Source organism: Thalassospira profundimaris, from assembly GCF_003326675.1.
GTDB classification, from domain to species: Bacteria; Pseudomonadota; Alphaproteobacteria; order Rhodospirillales; family Thalassospiraceae; genus Thalassospira; species Thalassospira aquimaris.
The window spans coordinates 22418-43816 of record NZ_JPWF01000020.1; the positions used below are offsets into that span (position 1 = coordinate 22418).

The window sequence follows — 21399 nt, forward strand, 5'->3', positions numbered from 1 at the left end:
GCAAATCATTTGCACTTAGGTGCATGCCCATTGAAGCCAAAGAGAATTTGAATGACCGACGGCCTTAAGATGTCGAATGTTTCACACATGTTCGGAAAAAACCGGGTATTGCGTGATATCAGTTTCGATGTGGCACCGGGGGAACTTGTCTGCCTGTTAGGGCCGTCCGGGTGCGGCAAGACGACGGCACTTCGCCTTGCCGCGGGGCTTGAAAAACTTCAGGTCGGTGAAATTTCGGTCAGTGATCAGGTCGTTGCGCGACCGGGCGATTATGTCGAACCGGAAAAGCGCGGTGTTGGCATGGTTTTTCAGGATTACGCCCTGTTTCCGCATCTCAATGTGACCAAGAACATTGCCTTTGGTTTGCGTGATTTCTCTGACGCGGAACGTGCGGAAGCCGTCAAAAGGGCCTTGAAACAGGTCGGAATGTCAGAATACGAGAACGCTTTTCCGCACGAGCTTTCCGGTGGTCAGCAACAACGTATTGCCCTTGCGCGTGCCTTGGCTCCGACGCCGCGTATTATGCTTCTTGATGAACCGTTTTCTGGTTTGGATGTTGCCCGCCGTGCGGACCTGCGCGACACAACGCTGCATGTTCTTAAAAACGCCGGGATCGCCACCATCATGGTAACCCATGATCCGCAGGAAGCCATGTATATGGCCGATCGGATCATCATCATGAATGAAGGCCAAATCATGCAGGATGGTACGCCCGAAGCCCTGTATTTCCAGCCCGAAAACCGGTTTGTTGCGTCTTTCTTTGGCGAAGTGAACTATTTCCGGGCCGAAGTGGCCAACGGATCGATCACAACACCTGTCGGTGTGCTTGAGGATGTCGACCTTGCAGATGGTACCCATGTCGATGTTCTGGTGCGACCGGAAGGGTTGCATATCGGTGACGCGATAAACGGTCATGACATTATGGCGAACGTCGATGCTGTGCGCGCATTGGGCGAGGTTAACCTGATGCATTTAACGCTTGAGTCGGGTGAACACATCCATGCGCGCGTGCCTCGGCGGTTTTCGACATTAAATCAGAGATCTGTCGCTATTACGCTTGATCCTGAGATGACCTTCGTGTTTCCTATGTCCTGATCTGGCGAACTGCTCGTTCGATACATACAGAGCAGACTGCCTGATTGACTGTGATCAAGAGGTGTATGCAATGCCGGTTTTTAATCCATCCGTCGCATTGCACAGTGGGGGGCTTTCTGCCATTATCCGTGCATAACGCCGGAAGGCAGAATGGATTTTTGGAGATTGAAGTTATGGGTATTGGCGTTTGGCAAATCGTTCTGATCCTTGCGATCGTCCTGATCATCTTTGGTGCAGGTAAACTGCCGAAAGTGATGGGTGACATGGGCAAAGGCATCAAGAGCTTCAAAGCGGGCATCAACGAAAAAGAAGAAGATGCAGCCGCATCGGCCAAGACCATCGAAAACACGACCTCTGCATCGGTTTCTTCCGAGAGCAAAGACAAGGATTCCGTGAAATCCTGATCGTCTGTCGGATTTCCTTCAGATAGGCGTGTCAAATGTTTGATATCGGCTGGACCGAAATGGCTCTTGTGGCCCTCGTCGCGTTGTTCGTCGTAGGGCCTAAGGAGTTGCCACATCTTTTGTACAAGTTGGCGGGCTATTGGAAAAAAGTGCGTGGAATGGCGCGCGAATTCCAAAGCGGCATTGATGACATCATCCGCGAGGCGGAGCTTGATGATCTGCGCAAGCAGGTCAGTAGCGCGCCGACCAGTGGTTCCGACTTCCTGGAAAAAAGCATTGGCGCTCCCAAAAGCAGTGACAAGGCAAAAGAGGGCAACACCAACACCGGGGACACCAAGTCAGCCCCCAAAGGTGATGCGGACAAGCCCGTAGCCAAATCAGATGCAGGCGAGAGCAAAAAGAACGATCACCCGGAGAGCCAGGCGTGAACATGCAAACGCATGACAAGCAGATGCCAATCATGGAGCATCTGATCGAACTGAGGAACCGTCTGACTTGGGCGGTTCTTGCTTTGTTTATTACTTTTGCGGTTTGCTATTATTTCGTCGAGGATATCTACGGCTTCCTCGTGCGGCCATTGGCCAACGAAATGGGGCCGGATCGCCGCATGATCTATACGGCGCTGACCGAGGTGTTCTTCACCTATGTCAAAGTGTCGTTCTTTGCTGCGCTGTTTGTTTCGGCACCTGTGTTTCTGGGACAGATCTGGGCATTTGTTGCCCCGGGCCTTTATAAGAACGAACGATCCGCATTCTTGCCGTTCCTGTTTGCGACCCCGATCCTGTTCCTGATGGGCGGGGCGCTGGTTTATTACTTCATCATGCCGCTGGCCTGGAAGTTCTTCCTGAGCTTTGAACATGCCGGGGGGGATTCCGGACTGGCCATCCAGCTTGAGGCCAAGGTGGGTGAATACCTTTCTTTGGTGATGAAGCTGATCTTTGCCTTTGGTCTGTGTTTCCAGTTGCCAGTATTGCTGACGTTGATGGCGCGTGCCGGCATCGTGACCGCCGACGGGTTGGCGCGTCGCCGCAAATACGCAATTGTTATTGCGTTTGTGTTTGCGGCAATCCTGACGCCGCCTGATCTGATTTCCCAGGTCGGTTTGGGTATTCCGATTATTATCCTCTATGAAATTTCGATTGTTATGGCCCGTATTTCCGAGCGCAAGAAGCGTGCGGCGGCGGATAATGACGATAGTGACGAGGATGAAGACGAAGACAGTTCCGAAAGTGCGGATGAAGCATCCGGGGATAGTGTCGATGCCCAAGCAGCTGCGGCTGCATCCTATGATGATGGCCAATCTTCCCTGACGGGTTCTTCCGAGGAAAAGCAAACCTCACGACTTTCCGGGCCGTCCTCAAATGATGATGGCGAGGATGATTTCAACAACGCGCGTTAGTTGGAATTACATCCCCCGAAACGTCCGATTTGATGGGGTGGACCTTGTGTTCACCCCATCGTATAAAGCCACAAATATTTGACTGACAGGGTGCTGTTCGATGCACGACATTAAATGGATTCGGGAAAACCCCGAGGCTTTTGACGCAGCGATGGCTGCGCGCAAACAGGACATTACCGCAGAACGTCTGATGGATATCGACGTTGAGCGCCGCAAGCTGATGACGGAACATCAGGAAATGCTGGCGCGCCGCAAAAACATCTCCGGTGAAATTGGCATGCTTCGCAAAAATGGCGAAAATGCTGATGACCTGATGGCCGAAATGGGAAGCCTCAAGGACAAGATCAAAGATGCCGAAGACGGGCAGGCCGCCCTGAACGATCAGCTTGATCTGTTGCTGTCGTCTTTCCCGAACATTCTTGATCCGGAAGTGCCGGTTGGTGCTGACGAAGAAGACAATGTCGAAGTCAATCGCTGGGGAACACCGGGCGAATTTGACTTCAAACCGATTGAGCATTTCGAGATCGGTGAAAAGCTTGGCATGATGGATTTTGAAACCGCGGCCAAGCTGTCGGGTTCGAGATTTGTCATTCTGCGTGGTGGTTTGGCCAAGCTGGAACGTGCACTTGCGCAATTCATGCTTGATCTTCACACCAACGAACATGGTTACGAAGAAACCATCACCCCGATGCTGGTGCGTGATGACGCAATGTATGGCACCGGCCAGTTGCCAAAATTTGCCGAGGATTCTTTCAAAACCACCAATGATTACTGGCTGATTCCGACCTCGGAAGTCACCCTGACCAATCAGGTGGCTGGCGAAATCGTTGATCAGGCGACCTTGCCGCTGCGTTATACGGCGCTGACCCAGTGTTTTCGTTCAGAAGCCGGGTCTGCGGGCCGTGATACACGTGGTATGATCCGCCAGCACCAGTTCTCCAAGGTCGAAATGGTCTCGGTCGTTGAAGCAGAGAAATCAGACGAAGAACTCAGCCGCAAAACCCGCTGTGCCGAGACAGTTCTGGAACGCCTTGGTCTGCCGTATCGTACGGTGATCCTGTGCACCGGTGACATTGGCTTCTCGGCCTGCAAGACATATGACATCGAAGTATGGCTGCCAGGGCAGGGACGTTACCGCGAAATTTCGTCTTGCTCGAACACCCGTGATTTCCAGGCGCGTCGCATGAATGCGCGTTATCGCGCGGCTGGTGACAAGAAAACCCAGTTTGTTCATACATTGAACGGTTCTGGTCTTGCTGTTGGTCGTTGCCTGATCGCGGTGATGGAAAACTATCAGCAGGCAGATGGTTCAATTCGAGTACCCGAAGCGCTTAAACCCTATATGGGTGGCGTCGAGGTAATTTCTCCGCGCTAAGGCATGACCGGTATGATTGATCTGACCAACGCACGTATCCTGATCAGCAATGATGACGGCATTGATGCACCGGGGATCAAGCTGCTTGAACGTCTTGCGCGGGAGTTCTCCGATGATGTTTGGGTGATTGCACCCTCGATGGAACAAAGCGGTGCAGGGCATTCTTTGACCCTGCGCCGTCCATTGCGCATTCACAAACGCGATGAACGTCATTTCGCCGTCGACGGAACGCCAACTGATTGCATCCTGTTGGGATTGCAACAGATTATGCGTGATACACCGCCTGACATTGTTCTTTCGGGGATCAATCGTGGTGGCAACCTTGGCGAAGACGTGACCTATTCCGGGACAGTGGCGGCCGCCATGGAAGCAACATTGCTAAATGTGCCGGCAATTGCCTTTTCCCAGTATTTTTCCGGCGACATGATCGATTGGACAATCGCGGAAAAGTATCTCAAGGATGTTGCGGCAACCTTGGTCAAAAATACCTGGCCCAAGGGTGTGCTGATCAATGTGAATTTCCCGGAACGCGAAGCACCGGGCGGGGCAAAAGTCCGTATCTCCAAGCAGGGACAGCGTAAAATCGGTGATCATATTGCCGAACGCCACGATCCGCGGGGAGAACCCTATTATTGGATCGGCGCGATTCTTTCAGAACTTCCCGAAGACCCGGCATCTGATTTGAGGGTGATTGAACAGGGCAACATATCGGTTACGCCGATCAGCCTTGATTTCACCCACTACGAGACTTTTGACAACCTGACGAAGGCATTTCCGTGAACGAGCCGGTCATCACACGTGAGTCCAAAATAGCAGATCTGCTTCAAACACTTCGTCACGATGGCATTCATGATGAAGCTGTTTTGCGTGCCTTGGCCGACGTCCCGCGCGAATCGTTTGTTGCTGATCCCTTTGTCGACCGCGCATGGGAAAATGTCGCCTTGCCGATCAGCAAGGGGCAGACAATATCGCAGCCCTATATCGTGGCATTGATGACCCAGGCACTTGAGCTTAATGACCGGATGAAGGTTCTTGAGGTCGGCACGGGGTCCGGTTACCAGGCTGCTATTCTGGCCAAACTTGCGCGCCGTGTTTACACACTTGAACGGCACAAACCGCTTTTGCGTCAGGCCGAAGAACAGTTTCGCGAACTGGGCCTGCATACCATTTCGACGTTGCACGCTGATGGTGGTCTGGGATGGAAAACGCAAGCGCCGTTTGATCGAATTATCGTCACGGCCGCGGCACAGGATGTTCCGCCGGTTCTGGTTGATCAGCTTGCTGTTGGCGGGATCATGGTTGTTCCGGTTGGTGAAGTGTCCCATACGCAACTGTTGCTTCGTGTCCTTAGGACCCCGAGCGGGGTGGAAGTCACTGAGCTGATGCCGGTACGCTTCGTTCCCATGCTGCCCGGAACGGAAGAGTTCTAGCCAAAAAAATCCCCTGAGAATCCATTGACTGCTTACCGATTGTTAACGGCTGATCGTCGACAATCGGTAACATGATGGAAAATTGTGTCAAATTGGCTGTTGATCGTGGAAGGCGACTGTTGCTTGTGTGTGCCACAAGTGCGGCGTTGAGCGGCTGTTTGCTTAATTCTGTTCCTGTGCCGGTCGTCTATGGTGACGGGGCAAGTTACAGTCCCTATAGCATGCCGAAACTCAAGAACGGCGAACGTGTTATTACGGTCGAGCCGGGGGACACTGTTTCAGAGTTGGCAAACCGTTATCGCACGGATTTCAGTCAGTTTGCATCACGCAACAACTTGCGCAAACCATATGTAATTTATCCCGGGCAACGTTTGGTTCTGCCGCCGTGGAGTGCTGATTACGACAGCTCTGCACCAACTACAGTTGCGTCAGCGCCATCTGGCAACAGAACCAAGACGGTGACCATCGGTGGGCAAAGACAAGTTGTCAGCGTGCCAATCGAGACCAGCAAATCACCGACGACCAAAGCGTCGTCGACGCAAACTGCACGCGTAGCACCGCGCGAAGGCGGCAATATTCCGACCCCGGGCATCAAACCGCGCGATTATGCTGAAAATGCGCAGCGTGAAGTTGCGTCAACCAAAACCTGGAACACGGATACCAAGCCAACACCGGTTGCCGGGCAGGGCAGTGATGTTCGCAAGAATGTCGCCATCGCCGAACCGGCAGATCGCAAAGGGTTCATCTGGCCGGTTCAGGGTAAGGTTGTTCTGAAATATGGTGCAGGAACAGGTGGGCTGTTTAACGACGGTATCAATATTCAGGCCAATCGCGGCACACCAATTCTGGCAGCGGAAAACGGTGTCGTGACATATGTCGGCAACGAATTGCGCGGCTTTGGCAACCTGATCCTGATCAAGCATGCCGACAACTTTGTGACGGCATATGCGCATACTGAAAACCCGCTTGTCGCGCGCGGAGATGTTGTAACAAGGGGACAACGCATTTCAAGTGTCGGAACGACAGGTGCTGTGACGTTCCCACAGCTTCATTTCGAAGTCCGGAATGGACGCAAGTCATCCGACCCCATGAAATATCTGCCAAGTGTGATGGTTTCCAGATAACAAAACACCCGGATGAAAATCCGGGTGTTTTGTTTTGTCTTTTCCAACTCGAACAAAGGCTGACGGGTCAGTCCAGAGTTTTGCCCAGTTCGCCTGCAATTTCCTGAATGAACTGCCAGGCCACGCGGCCAGAACGACTGCCACGTGTGACGGTCCATTCCTTCGCCCGGGCATGGAGTTCCTCGACCGGAATATCCAGACCGAACTCCTTGGCATAGCCTTCGATAATTTCGAAATAAACGTCCTGAGAAATATTGTGGAAGCCAAGCCACAGGCCGAAGCGATCAGAAAGCGACACTTTTTCCTCGACGGCTTCGGACGGGTTGATAGCAGTCGAACGTTCATTTTCGATCATGTCACGCGCCATCAAGTGGCGACGGTTCGAGGTAGCATAGAAAATGACGTTTTTCGGGCGACCTTCGATACCTCCTTCAAGCACTGCTTTAAGTGACTTGTAGCTTTCATCTTGCATATCAAACGACAGATCGTCGCAGAACAGGATCGTGCGACGGCCGCTTTTTTCCAGAATATGAAGCAATTCAGGCAGGCTTGGAATGTCTTCGCGATGAATTTCCACCAGCGCCAAGGCGGCCGGGCGTTCTGCATTGATCTTGGCGTGCATGGCCTTGACGATAGAACTTTTGCCGGTACCACGTGCGCCCCACAAAAGGGCGTTGTTGGCAGGCAATCCATCGGCGAACCGTTTGGTGTTGTTATACAGGATTTCTTTTTGCTGCCCGATACCCTGGAGCAATTCGATATCAATACGGTTTACGTTGCGCACCGGCTGAAGGAAGCCTGTTTCGGCCTGCCAGACAAAGGCATCGGCAACACTCAGATCATTTTCAGTTCGCGCAGGTGGGGCCATGCGCTCGAGTGCTGTTGCAATTCTTTCAAGTGTGGGCAGCAGCTTTTCGAAATCCGTACTCATCGAAGCCTCTTGGATGTTTGATGTTCTTGGTGACACTGATGGGCGGCAAACTAGCATATCGTGCAGGAAAAAGAACAGCCTGTTGCGTTCCAAGCTATTTTCAGCGGGGTGATCGAAACCACATCTTTGCCAAATTTCACCCTTTATATCCGGTTCTTCCTTGCTTTGGCGATGTACCCCGTTATATTCCGGCAGTTGATATTTTTTGTTCTGAGGAATTAGGAGTTCCTAATGTTTATTTCGACGGCTTACGCTCAGGCCGCTGGTGGAGCAGACGGTGCAGGTGCACTTATGCAATTCGCACCGCTTATCCTGATTTTCGTTGTTTTCTATTTCCTGCTCATCCGTCCTCAGCAGAAAAAGCAGAAAGAACATAAAGCAATGCTCGGCGCTATCCGTCGCGGCGACAAAATCGTTACCGCGGGTGGCCTGATCGGCACCGTTGCCAAGGTTATTGGTGATGACGAGCTTTCGGTCGAGATTGCTGAAGGCGTAAAAGTTAAAGTCGCACGCGGCATGGTTTCAACGGTTCTGTCCAAAACCGAACCGGCGAAAAACGACGCCAAAGACGACAAAGAAGAAGAAAAAGAAGAAGAGACCAAGAAAGATTGATCTCTTCGCGCTAAGTGAGGCGGGGCTTATGGCTCCGCCTTATTGCATTTTACCGGTGGCCTGAAGCGGTACTCAATATCCGTTGTTCCAATGACCTTGGAACCAGACCAAGGTTGACCCAGACAGATCCGGTCAAAGAACACATGCTTTATTTTACTAAATGGAAAGCAGCACTGGTCCTTCTGGTGTGTGCTTTCGGCGTACTCTACGCCGCACCAAACTTCCTGCCAGCAGGAACGTTCCCGACAGAGGCAAGCTATTTGCCTGGCAAGCAGGTTAACCTTGGCTTGGACCTGCGGGGCGGTTCCCATATGCTGCTGGAAGTTGATACTGACAGCGTTTTGCGTGAACGTTATGACGCGCTGGCAGACAGCATCCGTACGGAACTGCGCAAAGAACAAATTCGCAACCGTCCACGTGATGCGACCAGCAACGGTGCAGATATCACGATCCTTCGCCCGGAAGATGTTGAAAAGGCCCGTGAAATTTCGCGTTCGGCCGAACCCAACACCGAACTGAGTGGCGAGGGGAACAATATCCACGTCACTTATAATGCAGTGGCCCGCAAGGAACTGATTGACCGCGCAATTGCGCAATCGCTTGAAGTTGTGCGTCGTCGCGTTGACGAACTTGGCACGACCGAGCCGTCAATTCAGCGCCAGGGCGAGAACCGGATCGTGGTTCAGGTGCCGGGTCTTGATGATCCGTCGCGCCTGCGTGCGATCCTTGGCCGTACTGCAAAGATGAACTTCCATCTCGTGAATAACGAGAAAACGGCTGCAGACGCACGTGCAACCGGCTTGCCGCCCGGAACCATGATCCTGCCATCCGCAGACGCATCTGATCAGGCAGCAGGCATTCGGGAATATCTTATTGACCGTCGTATTGTGGTGTCTGGCGACAACCTTGTTGATTCACAGCCGACCTTCAATGACGGCCGCCCGGTGGTTTCGTTCCGCTTTGATGCCGCCGGTGGTGCGCGTTTCGGGGATATCACCAGCAAGAATGCCGGCCGTGGACTTGCAATTGTCCTGGACGGTGAAGTGATTTCGGCTCCGCGCATCAACGAACCGATCCTTGGTGGCAACGGTATCATTACCGGCCAGTTCAGCGTTCAGGAAGCCAACGACCTTTCACTGTTGCTGCGCGCTGGTGCGTTGCCTGCGCCGATGCAGATCCTTGAAGAACGGTCTGTTGGTCCGGGACTTGGTCAGGATTCAGTTGAGGCCGGTGAAATTGCAGCGGTTCTTGGCCTTGTATTCGTTGTGGCCTTCATGGTCATCAGTTATGGCCGGTTTGGCATTTATGCTGACATTGCCCTGATGATGAACCTTGTTCTTGTTGTTGCAGTCATGTCCATTCTTCAGGCGACCCTTACCTTGCCAGGTATCGCGGGTATCGTTCTGACCGTGGGTATGGCCGTTGATGCCAACGTTCTGATCTTTGAACGTATCCGTGAAGAACGGCGTAACGGTCGATCAATCATCAACGCGATTGATGCCGGTTACCGCAGTGCGATGTCGACAATTCTTGATGCCAACATCACGACCCTGATCGCGGCACTGGTCCTGTTCAGCTTCGGCTCTGGCCCGATCAAGGGCTTTGCCGTTACGCTGGCGATTGGCATTGTCACATCGATGTTCTCGGCGATCTGGCTGACCCGTCTTATGATTGCGGGCTGGGTCAAACGCAGTCGTCCGACCGAGCTGGTACTTTGAGGAAGGGAACAGGGAAGATATGAAACCTTTACATCTTATCCCGGATGACGTGAACATCCCGTTCCTCAAATTCCGGAATCTTTTCTACATCGTATCGTTGCTGATGGTTCTGGCATCGGCTGGTTTATTCTTCTCCAAGGGACTGAATTTCGGGATCGATTTCCGTGGCGGTATTCTTGTTGAAATCAAAACAGACGGCCCGGCTGATATCAGTGCGTTGCGTGACAATCTCGGCAGCCTCGGCCTGGGTGATGTTTCAATCCAGGAATTCGGTGCAGCCGATGATGTTCTAATCCAGTTGCAGCGTCAGGATGGTGACGAAAAAGCGCAGATGGCTGCTTTGGCAAAGGTTACAGACGCCCTTGGCGAGAATGTAACCATTCGCCGTAGCGAGCTTGTCGGTCCGAAAGTCGGTGACGAACTTAAAGAAGCCGGTGTCTATTCGGTCGTGATTTCGCTGTTGCTGATCATGGTCTATATCTGGTTCCGGTTCGAATGGCAGTTCGCAGTGGCATCGGTCGTCGCATTGTTGCATGACGTCGTGATTACCATCGGGTTCTTTGTCATCACCGGCGTTCAGTTTGACCTTGCAACTTTGGCAGCGGTTCTGACGGTTGCAGGTTATTCCATCAACGATACGGTTGTTGTGTTTGACCGTATCCGCGAATATCTGCGCAAATTCCGCAAGATGGAAATTCCCGATCTTCTTGATCTGTCGATCAACTCGACGCTGTCACGTACGACCATGACGTCGTTTACGACATTGCTGGCATTGATTGCGTTGTTTGCCTTTGGCGGCGAAGCAATCCGTGGCTTCACCCTGGCATTGATCTTTGGCATCGTGATCGGCACATATTCGTCGATTTGCGTGGCATCGCCGTTGCTGGTTGTTTTGCGCCTGAAACGCAAGATCCCGGAAGCCGAAGAAGGTCAGGAAGCAAAAGCCTGATAACAGATCTCTGATCTAGAATTTGCAAGAAGGCCGGGGATGTGCGAAAACGCCCCGGCCTTTTTCTTTTGGATTTTGCCGCCGGTTGGCAAAACCCAACAATCAATCCGTCACGAGGTTTACCATGTCACTTGAAGTCAGTCCGCTTGTTGCCGAAGGTCGCAATCTGGTCTCAAGCTATGGCGATGGCCTGTTTCGGTTTGGCGAGGAAACGGTGAATGGATCTGTTCTGCTGTTTCCGGAATCGATTTATTCATGGAACGTCAAATCACTTGACGATATCTCGGTCGATTCATTCGCGCGCGTGATTGAAAAAGCAGACGAAATCGAAATCCTGCTACTAGGTATGGGCACGCGGTTAACGCCAGTTCCGTTGGCATGGCGTCATGCCTTGAAGCAACATGGTATCGTGATCGAACCGATGGATACCGGCGCTGCCTGCCGGACTTACAACGTGCTGGTTGCCGAAGCACGCCGTGTCGCTGCGGCACTGATTGCGATTTAACGTTCCTGTTTGCGCAAGAATGACTGTACCTGCTGGCGGACTTGTTTGACGCTTGCAAATAGGGCCGCGGGTCCAGGCGCATAGTCGACCGGAAAAGAATCCCCGCACAAAAACAGGTTCGCCCAAGGCGTTTTAAGCTGATTTCGCAAAGTAACATGTCCGGGGCTGAATTCCGGGAACGGGGCCTCTGCGTCAATGAAACTGAATTTGGGATGATCGGCACCGTTCATATTCTGCGAACGGGCCTGTAAATCGACATTCAGATACTGATTGCACAGCCAGACGCAACGTTGCCAAACACGATCAACGATCTGGTCAATTGTTCCGTCGGTTGGCAGATGGAAGCTGCTGCTTAAACTGACCTGCAAGTGCCGCCGATGGCAATAGATCGCTCTGACGATGTCATCACTGACAAAAAGACAGCTGGGTTCTGCAAAAGGCCGCCGCAGCTCGTAGGCAACAGTTTGCCGGCGGGCAGGGGCCGGTGGAATTCCGATATCGGGTACGGCATCACATAGCGGGCGCGGATGCAGTGCAAGAACAATGGCATCGTTCGGCCCGACTTCGACCTGTATATCATCGTTAAACAGCAAATCGGTTGCATAGTCGGATGTGCTGTCGATATCGCCCAGTTTGGTTTGCGCCATAATGCGACCACCTGCGACAACAAAACGTTCCCGTAATGCCGGAAGGGCGATGTCATTTAAGATGATGGGATCAATCGCGGAAAAAACCGGCTCGTGCGACCGCGAAAACATCTTACCCAGCTTGGGCACCAATACGCGTGCCAAAAGACTACGCGAACATCTATGTGCCGGCATTGAAAACAGAACTTCGGCCAGCACGGCAAGGGCGTCACGATGATAGGTGCCCGGCTTGTTGGCTTGTTCGTCACTATCGAAGTCACCGGATGACAAGGCAACTTCGATCTGATTTTCGTCATTGGCATATCGTTGCTGCCAAAGGCCAAGTGCCGTATATGCACGCGCAAGCAAACCAAGGCGACGCCCGATCAGCGCACGCGAAACGCCGTGATCAAGGGTGATGATCGCCGGTTTGCGACGGCCGCGCTTCAGTCCCATGACGCAGTGGGCCGGACGTATCAGTTTTGCCGGGATTTCAGGCCAGCGGGCAAAGAAGTCCGCGACCAGTCCTTCGGGATCGTAAAAGATTTCGGGTTCTGCTGTTTTGTGGCTTTCAGGTGCCGTTTGCATGCCGCGGGTCCAGCGGCTTTCGAACGGCTCTCCTTCATCATAAAGAACAACCTCTACGCCATCTTCGGCCATCTGCGTAGCAAGGGCTGCACCTGCCAGGCCGCCGCCAATAACGTGTAGTTTTCCAGAGGTGAAGGATGCCATATGCCTGCGCCACTTTAATTGTTATACAAGGCCGGAAATACCGGTTTGCACGTTATCGTGTTCTTTAGTCTGACAAATTAACCTTAACAGCAGAATATCTTACAAGTCATGGATGAAATTTCTACCGAACTGGACAACCTGAACAACGAAGTCATTGACCACATGAACAGTTGGGTCGATTTACTCGGTGGCGGAGATGTCGGCCGGTGGGTCGGAGCAGCACTTGTGTTGCTGGTCTTTCTTATCTTCAAGCGTGTGCTTGTACGCGGTGCGCTGGGGGTCATGCGCCGAATTGCGCATCAAAACGAACGCGGCATGATTGCCAATGTTCTTGATGCCTTTGCCCTGCCGTTGCAGGCACTTGTCATGCTGTTGGGGATTTATTTTGCAGTTGAATTGTTGGCCTTGCCGACGGGCATTGACCGAACCTTGGTCGAGATCATCCGGGTTGCGGCGTCATTTTGCGTGTTTTGGGCATTCTTTCGGGCCGTGGAGCCGGTTGGCGTATCGCTTAACAGCCTGATTGGTCGCTTCGGGGCTGGCCTTGGTGACGATCTGCGGCAGTTCTTCATTCGTGGCGTCAAAACCCTGATTGTTGTGATCGCTGTCGTCATCTTCCTTGAAGGATGGGGAATTGATGTTTCGGCCTTCCTTGGTGGCCTCGGCCTCGCGGGGATGGCCGTTGCGCTGGCCGCGAAGGATTCGGTTGCCAATATCTTTGGCGGCCTGACGATTTTTGCCGACAACCTTTACAAGCGCGGGGACTGGATCGAAACGCCGCATTTTGAAGGCACGGTGGAAGTTGTCGGCCTGCGGGCGACCAAAGTTCGTACCTTTGCCAAGGCACTGGTTACCATGCCAAATGCACAAATCGTCGATTCACCGGTGATCAACTGGTCGCGAATGACACATCGGCGGATCAAAATGGTCATCGGGCTTGAATATCGCACCACTGCCAAACAGTTGGAAAGCATTGTCGAAAGGCTGCGCGACTTTCTGAAAGACGATGATGATGTGGCCCAGATGGATGTAGCCCAGATGGTTCATCTTTCGGATTTCGGAGCCAGTTCAATCAATATCGATCTGTACTACTTTACCAAAACAACCGATTGGGTTACATGGCGTGAAATTCGCAATCGGCACATCATCGCATTCAAGCGCATTGTCGAGGAAGAGGGGGCGGCCTTTGCGTTCCCGTCCCAATCGCTTTATGTCGAAACCATGCCTGAACCAGCTTCAAGAACAGACAGCGATCAACGGCCCGCAAGTCAGATCGGATAAACAGAATGACTGATACACCCAAATTATCCCATTGTGCCGACTATACGCGCCGTCATGATCGTGATCGCTTTTTGTGCGCCTTGTTTGCAGCACCGGAAAAACGCGAAGATCTGTTTACGTTGTATGCGTTCAACCAGGAAGTTTCGAAAACACGCGAAATGGTCAGCGAAATCATGCTTGGCCATATTCGATTGCAGTGGTGGCGCGATACCCTTGCCGAAATTGCGGACGGTAAAGTGCGCAAGCATGAAGTTGTCGAACCACTTGCCGAGCTGATCAATTCGGGATCGGTTTCTGTGGCAGATGTCGAAGCCATTGTTGCTGCCCGTGAGTTTGATCTTGAAGATCGCCAACCTGCTGATCAGGTCGAGTTTGATCGTTATATCGATCAAACGTCAGGGCAGGTGGCCGTCCTTGCCGCCCGTGTACTGGGGGCAAGCGGCGAAGACGCAGAACATGCAGCAAGGCTTGCAGGCAATGCCTATGGCCTTGTCGGGATCATGCGGGCCATGGTGTTTCACGGACGGGCAAAGCGCCTTTATTTGCCGAAGGACCGCATGGAACATCACAATGTTTCGCAGAGTGATATCTTTGAGTTCCGTAAAAAGGAAGAAGTCCGCAACCTGACACGTGAACTTGCCGTCCTCGCACGCGAACGGATCAAAGACGCACGCAAGTACCGTCGTGCTTTGCCAAAGCGCGCCCATGCGGCAGTGTTACCAATTGTTCTTGCCGATGGATATCTTCGCAAACTTGAGAAGGCCGAATTTGATCCGTTTTCAGCAGATTTCGGGCTGGCGCGCCCGGCAAGTTTCCGCCTGACCGTCAACGGCCTTTTGAAGCGTTATTGACGTCAATGCGGCTGATGGCTGGATATTGCGAAAATATCATCTACATTAACGATAAAGGATAAGACAGCGTCGTTCTGTCCGTGTTAGCGTGAATAACGCGTTGATTACATGGTGCAACGTCAGTTTGGCCACCCAGAATGAGGGTTCGAATGGCATATCTGCAATCCAGATCAGGAACTTCCCGGCTGCCCCAGCTGATGCTGGCGATGCTGTTTGGACTGGTAGTCCTATTGCCTTCTGTTGGCCATTGCGCAAGCATCGATCCGTTTGTCGGCATCTATCATGGTGTCACTATCGAACATGCCGAGGATGAACTGCAGGCCCGTGATCTTGACGTCTCCATCGAAAAGACCGAACGCGGTTTCACGGTGGATTGGGCCACCGTCATTCATAAGGAAGACGGTCGCGAAAAGAATGTATCTCTCAGCATTGAATTCTTTACGACCGAACGCCCCGACATCTATGGCAGTGCCATGCGTTCCGGTTTGTTTGGCAAGCGTATCCCCAATGACCCGCTTAAGGGCGAACCGTTCTTCTGGGCACGCATTGTTGACAAAACCCTGACCATTCACGCGCTTTATATCACCGACGAGGGCGGGTATGAAATGCAGGTCTACGAACGCAAACTTGATGAGGATGGCAACATGGATCTGGTTTTCAGCCGTTTCCGTGATGGTGAACAAATCCGCGATGTCACCGGAAAGCTGACACGTCAGAAGAAAACCTATTGATCATCCAAGATATTGGGTAGCCAAAGAAAAAGCCGCATCACACGATGCGGCTTTTGTCATATCAGGCAGCGTTGATTGCATTGAGCCACTCGTCAAAGAGCGGAATAGCGCGATCAGAATAAAGCTTCTTGCGATCACGACCTTTGACCCGTTTGGTCAAATCCAGATCCGGGAACAGCCCGAAATTAACGTTCATCGGCTGGAATGTGCTTTCATCCGCACCACCGGTAATGTGGTTAAGAAGCGCCCCCATCGCGGTTGCCAAAGGCGGTGTTGGAATGGCTTTTCCAGCTTTTTCTGCAGCGGTGAAACGCCCGACCATCAAACCGACTGCCGCACTTTCAACATACCCTTCGCATCCCGTGATCTGACCGGCAAACCGCAAGTCCGGGCGGGATTTAAGTCGCAGGGTCGGGTCCAGCAAACGTGGAGAATTCAGGAAGGTATTGCGGTGAATGCCGCCCAAGCGGGCAAATTCGGCATTTTCCAGTCCCGGAATGGTGCGGAACACATCAATCTGTGCACCGTATTTCAATTTGGTCTGGAAGCCGACCATGTTGTAAAGCGTGCCAAGCGCATTGTCCTGACGCAGCTGAACAATCGCGCGCGGCTTAACAGTCGGATTGTGCGGGTTGGTCAACCCGACCGGTTTCATCGGACCATGGCGCAGAGTTTCACGGCCACGTTCGGCCATCACTTCGATCGGCAGGCAACCGTCAAAGTAGGGAGTGTCTTTTTCCCATTCCTTGAATTCGGTTTTCTCACCTTCGATCAGGGCATCGATGAAGCGGTTATATTCATCGGTATCCATCGGACAGTTGATGTAATCCTTGCCATCGCCCTTGTCATAGCGCGACTGGAACCAGGCTTTATCAAAATCGATGCTTTCCTTATAGACAATCGGTGCAATTGCATCAAAGAAGGCAAGGCTTGCTTCGCCGGTTGCGGTGCGAATGGCCTCGGCCAGCGCCCCGGATGTCAGCGGGCCGGTGGCGATGATTGTGTTTTCCCATTCCTGGGGCGGCAGACCATCAATCTCGCCGCGTTCCATCGTAATCAGCGGATGGTTTTCAAGCGTGTCGGTAACAGCCTGGGAAAAGCCTTCGCGGTCAACGGCCAAGGCCGCACCAGCGGGTACTTTATGTTCGTCCGCACACCGCATGATGATTGATCCGGCACGGCGCATTTCATCATGGATCAGGCCAACGGCATTATATTCCTTGTCATCGGACCGGAAGGAGTTCGAACAGACCAGTTCGGCGCATTTATCGGTATGGTGTGCGTCGGTTGGTCGGACAGGGCGCATTTCATGCAGGATCACCGGTACACCGGCCTCTGCCAGTTGCCAGGCGGCTTCACTGCCAGCCAGACCGGCGCCGATAATATGAACAGGTTTGACCGTATCCACGTCTGTGAACTCCTCACAAAGAATGCTTTTTAAACTTGGCACACACATAGCGGTGCATTGGGGCGGATTTCAAGTCATTTGCGTCGATACTGTCACCATGATCACGCATGGCGGCATGATAATTTCACAAAGCCACGACCATTGCGTCTTAAATGCCAGACTTGTTGTGTCAAACATCTGCGAAACTGGGGATGAAATGAGTTACCCGCATCACCCATATGGCTATGACCCAACCCATTGCCCGGTAATCGGTCTTGTGCCGCGCCGGCGACACCTGCGCGAGGTTGTTTGCGAGCCGTCCGATGATGGGACCGATACCCCGGATACAACAGAGGGCAGGGATCGCAGGCACGGTTTTCCGTTCGGCGGCTTTTCTGATGGTGTATTCACCCCGACTGATATTGAAAGCATGATCGAGTACGTGGTTGCGACCCGACAAGGGTGGCGCGCATCCCAAGTCATGCGGTCCTTCTTGCGTTGGTGGCGCTTGCCAACGACAACTGATGCTGGTGCTTCAGATAAAAAGAAATCCGACGCAGTCCTGATGCTTCTCGCATTGAACCAGGGGCGTGATGGATTTGTTCAGGGGTATTTGCATGACCTTGATGAAAATATTAAGGAACGCGCTGATTTGTCATCACCCGACGGGCAAATCGGTAGGGCATTTAACAACAGCCTGCGGATCGCGGCCTTTGCCTTGGCACTTTCGCCGATTGTCCTGATTTTCGCTGTTTTGATGTTTGTTCAGATCGATACCATCATCAGCGCAGGCAACGGGAAACTGTTCGGATTCAGCTATGATCTTCTTTTCTTTGTGGGCAGCTTTGGCGCAATCGGGGCATTGACCAGCATGATGATGCGCTTGGGCAAGGAAACGCCTTGGGCGGAAATGGAACCATCATCGGTCTTCTTCAATTTTCTGTTCCGACCATGCATGGGGTTTTGCTTTGCGCTGATCGTGCTTTTGGCATTGCGTGCGGGCATTTTACCCATTCCACTTGAAGAACTACATAATCTTGATGATCTCGATCAGATCAGCAGTTCCCCGGTTGCCGGACAGCAATTATCGATCGTTCTGGTTTTCGGTTTCCTGTCAGGGTTTAGCGAGCGGCTTAGCAGTGCACTGGTGAGAAAGGTTGAAAACCGGCTTACCAGTGACGGGTAGGCCAAACAAGAAGGGCAGCCTTTGCAAGCTGCCCTTTGTTTTATTCAAGACCAAGATGGCGTTTCAGATACTTCCCGGTATAGCTGCGATCATTCCCCATGATTGCCTCTGGCGTGCCTGTGCCGACCAGTTGCCCGCCGCCGTCACCACCTTCCGGTCCGATATCAATGATCCAGTCAGCGGTTTTGATCACATCAAGATTATGTTCAATCACAACCACGGTGTTGCCTTGATCAACAAGGGTATGAAGGACCTCTAGCAACTTGCGGATATCATGGAAATGAAGACCTGTGGTCGGTTCATCCAGGATATAGATTGTCCGGCCTGTTGCCCGTTTTGACAGTTCCTTGGCAAGTTTCACACGCTGCGCTTCACCGCCCGACAGGGTCGTCGCCTGCTGGCCAAGATGGATATAGGAAAGGCCAACCTGTTTAAGCGTCTCCATCTTGTCACGAATGGATGGAACCGCCTTGAAGAACTCGGCACCTTCTTCAACAGTCATATCAAGTACGTCGGATATCGACTTTCCCTTAAAGGATATTTCCAACGTCTCGCGGTTATAGCGTTTGCCTTTGCACTGATCACAGGTGACATAGACGTCGGGCAGGAAGTGCATCTCGATCTTGATGACACCATCCCCCTGACAGGCCTCGCAACGGCCGCCCTTGACGTTAAACGAAAAACGCCCGGGCTTGTAGCCACGTGTTTTGGCCTCTGGCAGCTGTGCAAACCATTCACGGATTGGCGTAAAGGCACCGGTGTAGGTGACAGGGTTCGAACGCGGAGTTCGGCCAATCGGGCTTTGATCAATATCGATAATCTTGTCGATCAGCTCGACACCGGTAATCGCATCATGTGCACCCGGATGGTTACGGGCGTTATGCATCCGCTTCGCGAGCGCCTTGTAAAGCGTCTCGATGACCAGACTGGATTTACCGCCACCCGATACGCCGGTCACGGAAATGAACTTGCCCAATGGGAAGTCGACATCAATCCCCTGAAGGTTGTTGGCCCTGGCACCCTTGATGGTGATCGCCTTGCCATTACCTTTGCGACGTTCCTTGGGAACCGCAATCTGTTCGATCCCGACCAGATATTTGCCCGTCAGGCTTTCCGGGTTTTGTTGAATTTCTTCTGGTGTTCCCTGGGCGACAATCCGGCCACCGTGAATACCGGCACCCGGCCCCATGTCGATTACATAATCAGCCGCACGAATGGCGTCTTCATCATGTTCGACGACCAATACGGTATTGCCCAAGTCACGCAAGCGTTTCAGGGTTTCAAGCAGGCGATCATTGTCGCGCTGATGCAGGCCAATTGATGGTTCATCAAGCACATAAAGAACGCCGGTCAAGCCCGATCCGATCTGTGATGCCAGACGGATACGCTGACTTTCACCACCCGAAAGGGTTCCAGAAGTTCGTGACATCGAAAGATAATCAAGCCCGACATCACGCAGGAACCTTAGTCGGTCATTGATTTCACGCAGAATACGGCGAGCGATCTCGGTTTCTTTTTCGTTCAGCTTGTCTTCAAGTCCGACGAACCAGTCACCGGCCTTAGCAATCGACAGGTCCGTGATCTGCGAAATATCGTTCCCGTCAACTTTTACGGCCAATGCTTCTGGTTTCAGGCGCTTACCCGAACAGGTCGGGCAGTGCGACACCATTTGATATTTCGAAAGTTCATCGCGTGCCCATTGGCTGTCTGTTTCACGCCAACGGCGCGCCATATTGGGAATTACACCTTCGAACGGACGCGAAACCTTGTAACTGCGTGATCCGTCGTCATAGGTGACCGTGACTTCTTCTTCGCCAGAACCATGCAGGATGATGTCCTGGGCCTTTTTCGACAGTTTTTCCCAAGCCACATTGGTTTTGAAACCAAAATGCTTGGCGACCGATTTCAGGGTCTGAAGATAGTATTTTGATGTGCTGCTTGCCCAGGGTGCGACGGCACCATCTTCCAGCGTCTTGCTTTCATCCGGGACGACCAGCATCGGATCGAATTCCATCTGGGTACCCAGACCGTCACAGGCCGGGCAGGCGCCAAACGGGTTGTTGAATGAAAACAGACGCGGTTCGATTTCTTCGATGGTGAAACCGGAAACCGGGCAAGCGAACTTGGCCGAGAACACGGTGGTTTCGCCGGATTTGGCATCTTCGGTAAGGACGATGCCATCGGTCAGTTCAAGTGCCGTTTCAAAGCTGTCTGCCAGACGGGTGGAAATGCCTTCCTTAACGATCAGACGGTCCACAACCACCGAAATGTCGTGTTTCAGCTTCTTGTTGAGGTCCGGCGCATCGTCAATGTCATACATCTCACCGTCAATCTTGACGCGCTGGAAGCCACGCGCCCGCAGATCACGCAATTCCTTTTTATATTCACCCTTACGACCGCGCACGATTGGCGCCAGAAGGTAAAGGCGTGTTCCTTCCTCCATCTCCATCACACGGTCGACCATCTGCGATACAGTCTGGCTGACGATCGGAAGGCCAGTGGCCGGCGAATAGGGGATGCCGATACGAGCCCAAAGCAGACGCATATAGTCATAAATTTCGGTTACGGTCCCCACGGTCGAACGAGGGTTGCGTGACGTGGTTTTCTGTTCGATGGAGATGGCAGGTGACAAGCCATCGATATATTCGACATCAGGCTTCTGCATCAGTTCAAGGAACTGACGGGCATATGCCGACAGACTTTCGACATAGCGACGCTGACCCTCGGCATAGATGGTGTCGAATGCCAGCGAACTTTTACCTGATCCCGACAGGCCGGTGATCACCACCAGAGAGTCGCGCGGTAACTCGACATCAATGTTCTGGAGATTGTGTTCTTTCGCACCGCGAACCGAAATTTTCGTCAGCATGTCGGGCCTTTTGTTCCTGAATTGTTCGGAATGTGTATAGAGGACGCCAACGCTATACGCAAGCACACCCCTGACAGTTCCTGTCAGTATTTGTCAGGAGACTGTCATTTCACAATGACCGCCCGCATGGAGACACGAAAAAACCCGCCGAACAAGTCCGGCGGGCTTCATGATTCCTGTGACCATATTGGTCA

At 52.6% G+C, this 21399-nt stretch carries 20 protein-coding genes; 16 read left to right on the top strand and 4 right to left on the bottom strand.

All coding sequences use genetic code 11. The features are described 5' to 3' along the window. Positions 1-51: 51 nt before the first annotated feature. The 8 genes from TH19_RS20345 to TH19_RS20380 all read left to right on the top strand — a co-directional run bounded on the left by TH19_RS20345 (position 52) and on the right by TH19_RS20380 (position 6827). Complete coding sequence (locus TH19_RS20345) at positions 52-1095, top strand: ABC transporter ATP-binding protein (protein ID WP_114104195.1); 1044 nt, start codon at positions 52-54, stop codon at positions 1093-1095. A gap of 173 nt (positions 1096-1268) precedes the next feature. After that, the gene (tatA, locus tag TH19_RS20350; protein ID WP_068519123.1) at positions 1269-1499 is read left to right on the top strand and encodes a twin-arginine translocase TatA/TatE family subunit; all 231 of its coding nucleotides are present in this window, start codon (positions 1269-1271) and stop codon (positions 1497-1499) included. 35 nt (positions 1500-1534) lie between these two features. Continuing rightward, entirely contained in the window at positions 1535-1927 is a 393-nt protein-coding gene (tatB, locus tag TH19_RS20355) for a Sec-independent protein translocase protein TatB (RefSeq protein WP_114104196.1), read from the top strand. Between the two features lie 2 nt (positions 1928-1929). Further along, the gene (gene tatC / locus TH19_RS20360) at positions 1930-2898 is read left to right on the top strand and encodes a twin-arginine translocase subunit TatC (RefSeq protein ID WP_114104197.1); all 969 of its coding nucleotides are present in this window, start codon (positions 1930-1932) and stop codon (positions 2896-2898) included. A gap of 100 nt (positions 2899-2998) precedes the next feature. Beyond that, entirely contained in the window at positions 2999-4273 is a 1275-nt protein-coding gene (gene serS / locus TH19_RS20365; protein WP_114104198.1) for a serine--tRNA ligase, read from the top strand. A 12-nt stretch (positions 4274-4285) separates the two neighbouring features. Beyond that, positions 4286-5053 carry a 5'/3'-nucleotidase SurE gene (surE, locus tag TH19_RS20370; protein WP_114104234.1) on the top strand — a complete coding sequence of 256 codons (768 nt, stop codon included), beginning with the start codon at positions 4286-4288 and terminating at the stop codon, positions 5051-5053. Positions 5054-5064: 11 nt separating this feature from the next. Next, positions 5065-5703, top strand: coding sequence for a protein-L-isoaspartate(D-aspartate) O-methyltransferase (locus TH19_RS20375; protein WP_404969493.1), 639 nt, complete (start codon positions 5065-5067; stop codon positions 5701-5703). A 92-nt stretch (positions 5704-5795) separates the two neighbouring features. Next, the gene (locus TH19_RS20380; RefSeq protein WP_258548060.1) at positions 5796-6827 is read left to right on the top strand and encodes a peptidoglycan DD-metalloendopeptidase family protein; all 1032 of its coding nucleotides are present in this window, start codon (positions 5796-5798) and stop codon (positions 6825-6827) included. A gap of 67 nt (positions 6828-6894) precedes the next feature. Here TH19_RS20380 and TH19_RS20385 read toward each other — a convergent pair whose 3' ends face one another. Beyond that, complete coding sequence (locus tag TH19_RS20385) at positions 6895-7758, bottom strand: ATP-binding protein (protein ID WP_114104201.1); 864 nt, start codon at positions 7756-7758, stop codon at positions 6895-6897. Between the two features lie 231 nt (positions 7759-7989). On the opposite strand from TH19_RS20385, the gene yajC reads away from it, so the two are divergent. The 4 genes from yajC (at position 7990) to TH19_RS20405 (ending at position 11542) form a co-directional block, all read left to right on the top strand. Then, positions 7990-8370 carry a preprotein translocase subunit YajC gene (gene yajC / locus TH19_RS20390; RefSeq protein WP_114104202.1) on the top strand — a complete coding sequence of 127 codons (381 nt, stop codon included), beginning with the start codon at positions 7990-7992 and terminating at the stop codon, positions 8368-8370. A 143-nt stretch (positions 8371-8513) separates the two neighbouring features. Next, on the top strand, positions 8514-10088 hold the full coding sequence (gene secD / locus TH19_RS20395) for a protein translocase subunit SecD (RefSeq protein WP_114104235.1): 1575 nt from the start codon (positions 8514-8516) through the stop codon (positions 10086-10088). Between the two features lie 19 nt (positions 10089-10107). Continuing rightward, positions 10108-11037, top strand: a complete 930-nt coding sequence (gene secF / locus TH19_RS20400) for a protein translocase subunit SecF (RefSeq protein WP_114104203.1) — start codon at positions 10108-10110, stop codon at positions 11035-11037. 124 nt (positions 11038-11161) lie between these two features. After that, the gene (locus TH19_RS20405) at positions 11162-11542 is read left to right on the top strand and encodes an Mth938-like domain-containing protein (protein ID WP_114104204.1); all 381 of its coding nucleotides are present in this window, start codon (positions 11162-11164) and stop codon (positions 11540-11542) included. Here the strand turns inward: TH19_RS20405 and TH19_RS20410 are convergent. Next, positions 11539-12900, bottom strand: a complete 1362-nt coding sequence (locus tag TH19_RS20410) for an NAD(P)-binding protein (protein ID WP_114104205.1) — start codon at positions 12898-12900, stop codon at positions 11539-11541. The genes TH19_RS20405 and TH19_RS20410 overlap by 4 nt on opposite strands. Positions 12901-13008: 108 nt before the next feature. Here TH19_RS20410 and TH19_RS20415 point away from each other — a divergent pair, with 108 nt between their 5' ends. The 3 genes from TH19_RS20415 to TH19_RS20425 all read left to right on the top strand — a co-directional run bounded on the left by TH19_RS20415 (position 13009) and on the right by TH19_RS20425 (position 15763). Beyond that, positions 13009-14181 (top strand): mechanosensitive ion channel family protein, encoded by a 1173-nt coding sequence (locus TH19_RS20415; protein ID WP_114104206.1) that lies wholly within the window; start codon positions 13009-13011, stop codon positions 14179-14181. Positions 14182-14186: 5 nt separating this feature from the next. After that, entirely contained in the window at positions 14187-15032 is an 846-nt protein-coding gene (locus TH19_RS20420) for a phytoene/squalene synthase family protein (protein ID WP_114104207.1), read from the top strand. Between the two features lie 149 nt (positions 15033-15181). Continuing rightward, entirely contained in the window at positions 15182-15763 is a 582-nt protein-coding gene (locus tag TH19_RS20425) for a hypothetical protein (RefSeq protein WP_114104208.1), read from the top strand. A gap of 61 nt (positions 15764-15824) precedes the next feature. Here TH19_RS20425 and trmFO read toward each other — a convergent pair whose 3' ends face one another. Next, on the bottom strand, positions 15825-17171 hold the full coding sequence (trmFO, locus tag TH19_RS20430) for a methylenetetrahydrofolate--tRNA-(uracil(54)-C(5))-methyltransferase (FADH(2)-oxidizing) TrmFO (protein WP_114104209.1): 1347 nt from the start codon (positions 17169-17171) through the stop codon (positions 15825-15827). Positions 17172-17367: 196 nt separating this feature from the next. Between trmFO and TH19_RS20435 the strand changes: the two genes are divergently transcribed. Beyond that, positions 17368-18336: a hypothetical protein gene (locus TH19_RS20435; protein WP_114104236.1), complete on the top strand. Its 969-nt coding sequence runs from the start codon at positions 17368-17370 to the stop codon at positions 18334-18336. Positions 18337-18376: 40 nt separating this feature from the next. On the opposite strand, the gene uvrA is transcribed toward TH19_RS20435, so the two are convergent. After that, positions 18377-21205 (bottom strand): excinuclease ABC subunit UvrA, encoded by a 2829-nt coding sequence (gene uvrA / locus TH19_RS20440; RefSeq protein WP_114104210.1) that lies wholly within the window; start codon positions 21203-21205, stop codon positions 18377-18379. Positions 21206-21399 lie beyond the last annotated feature (194 nt).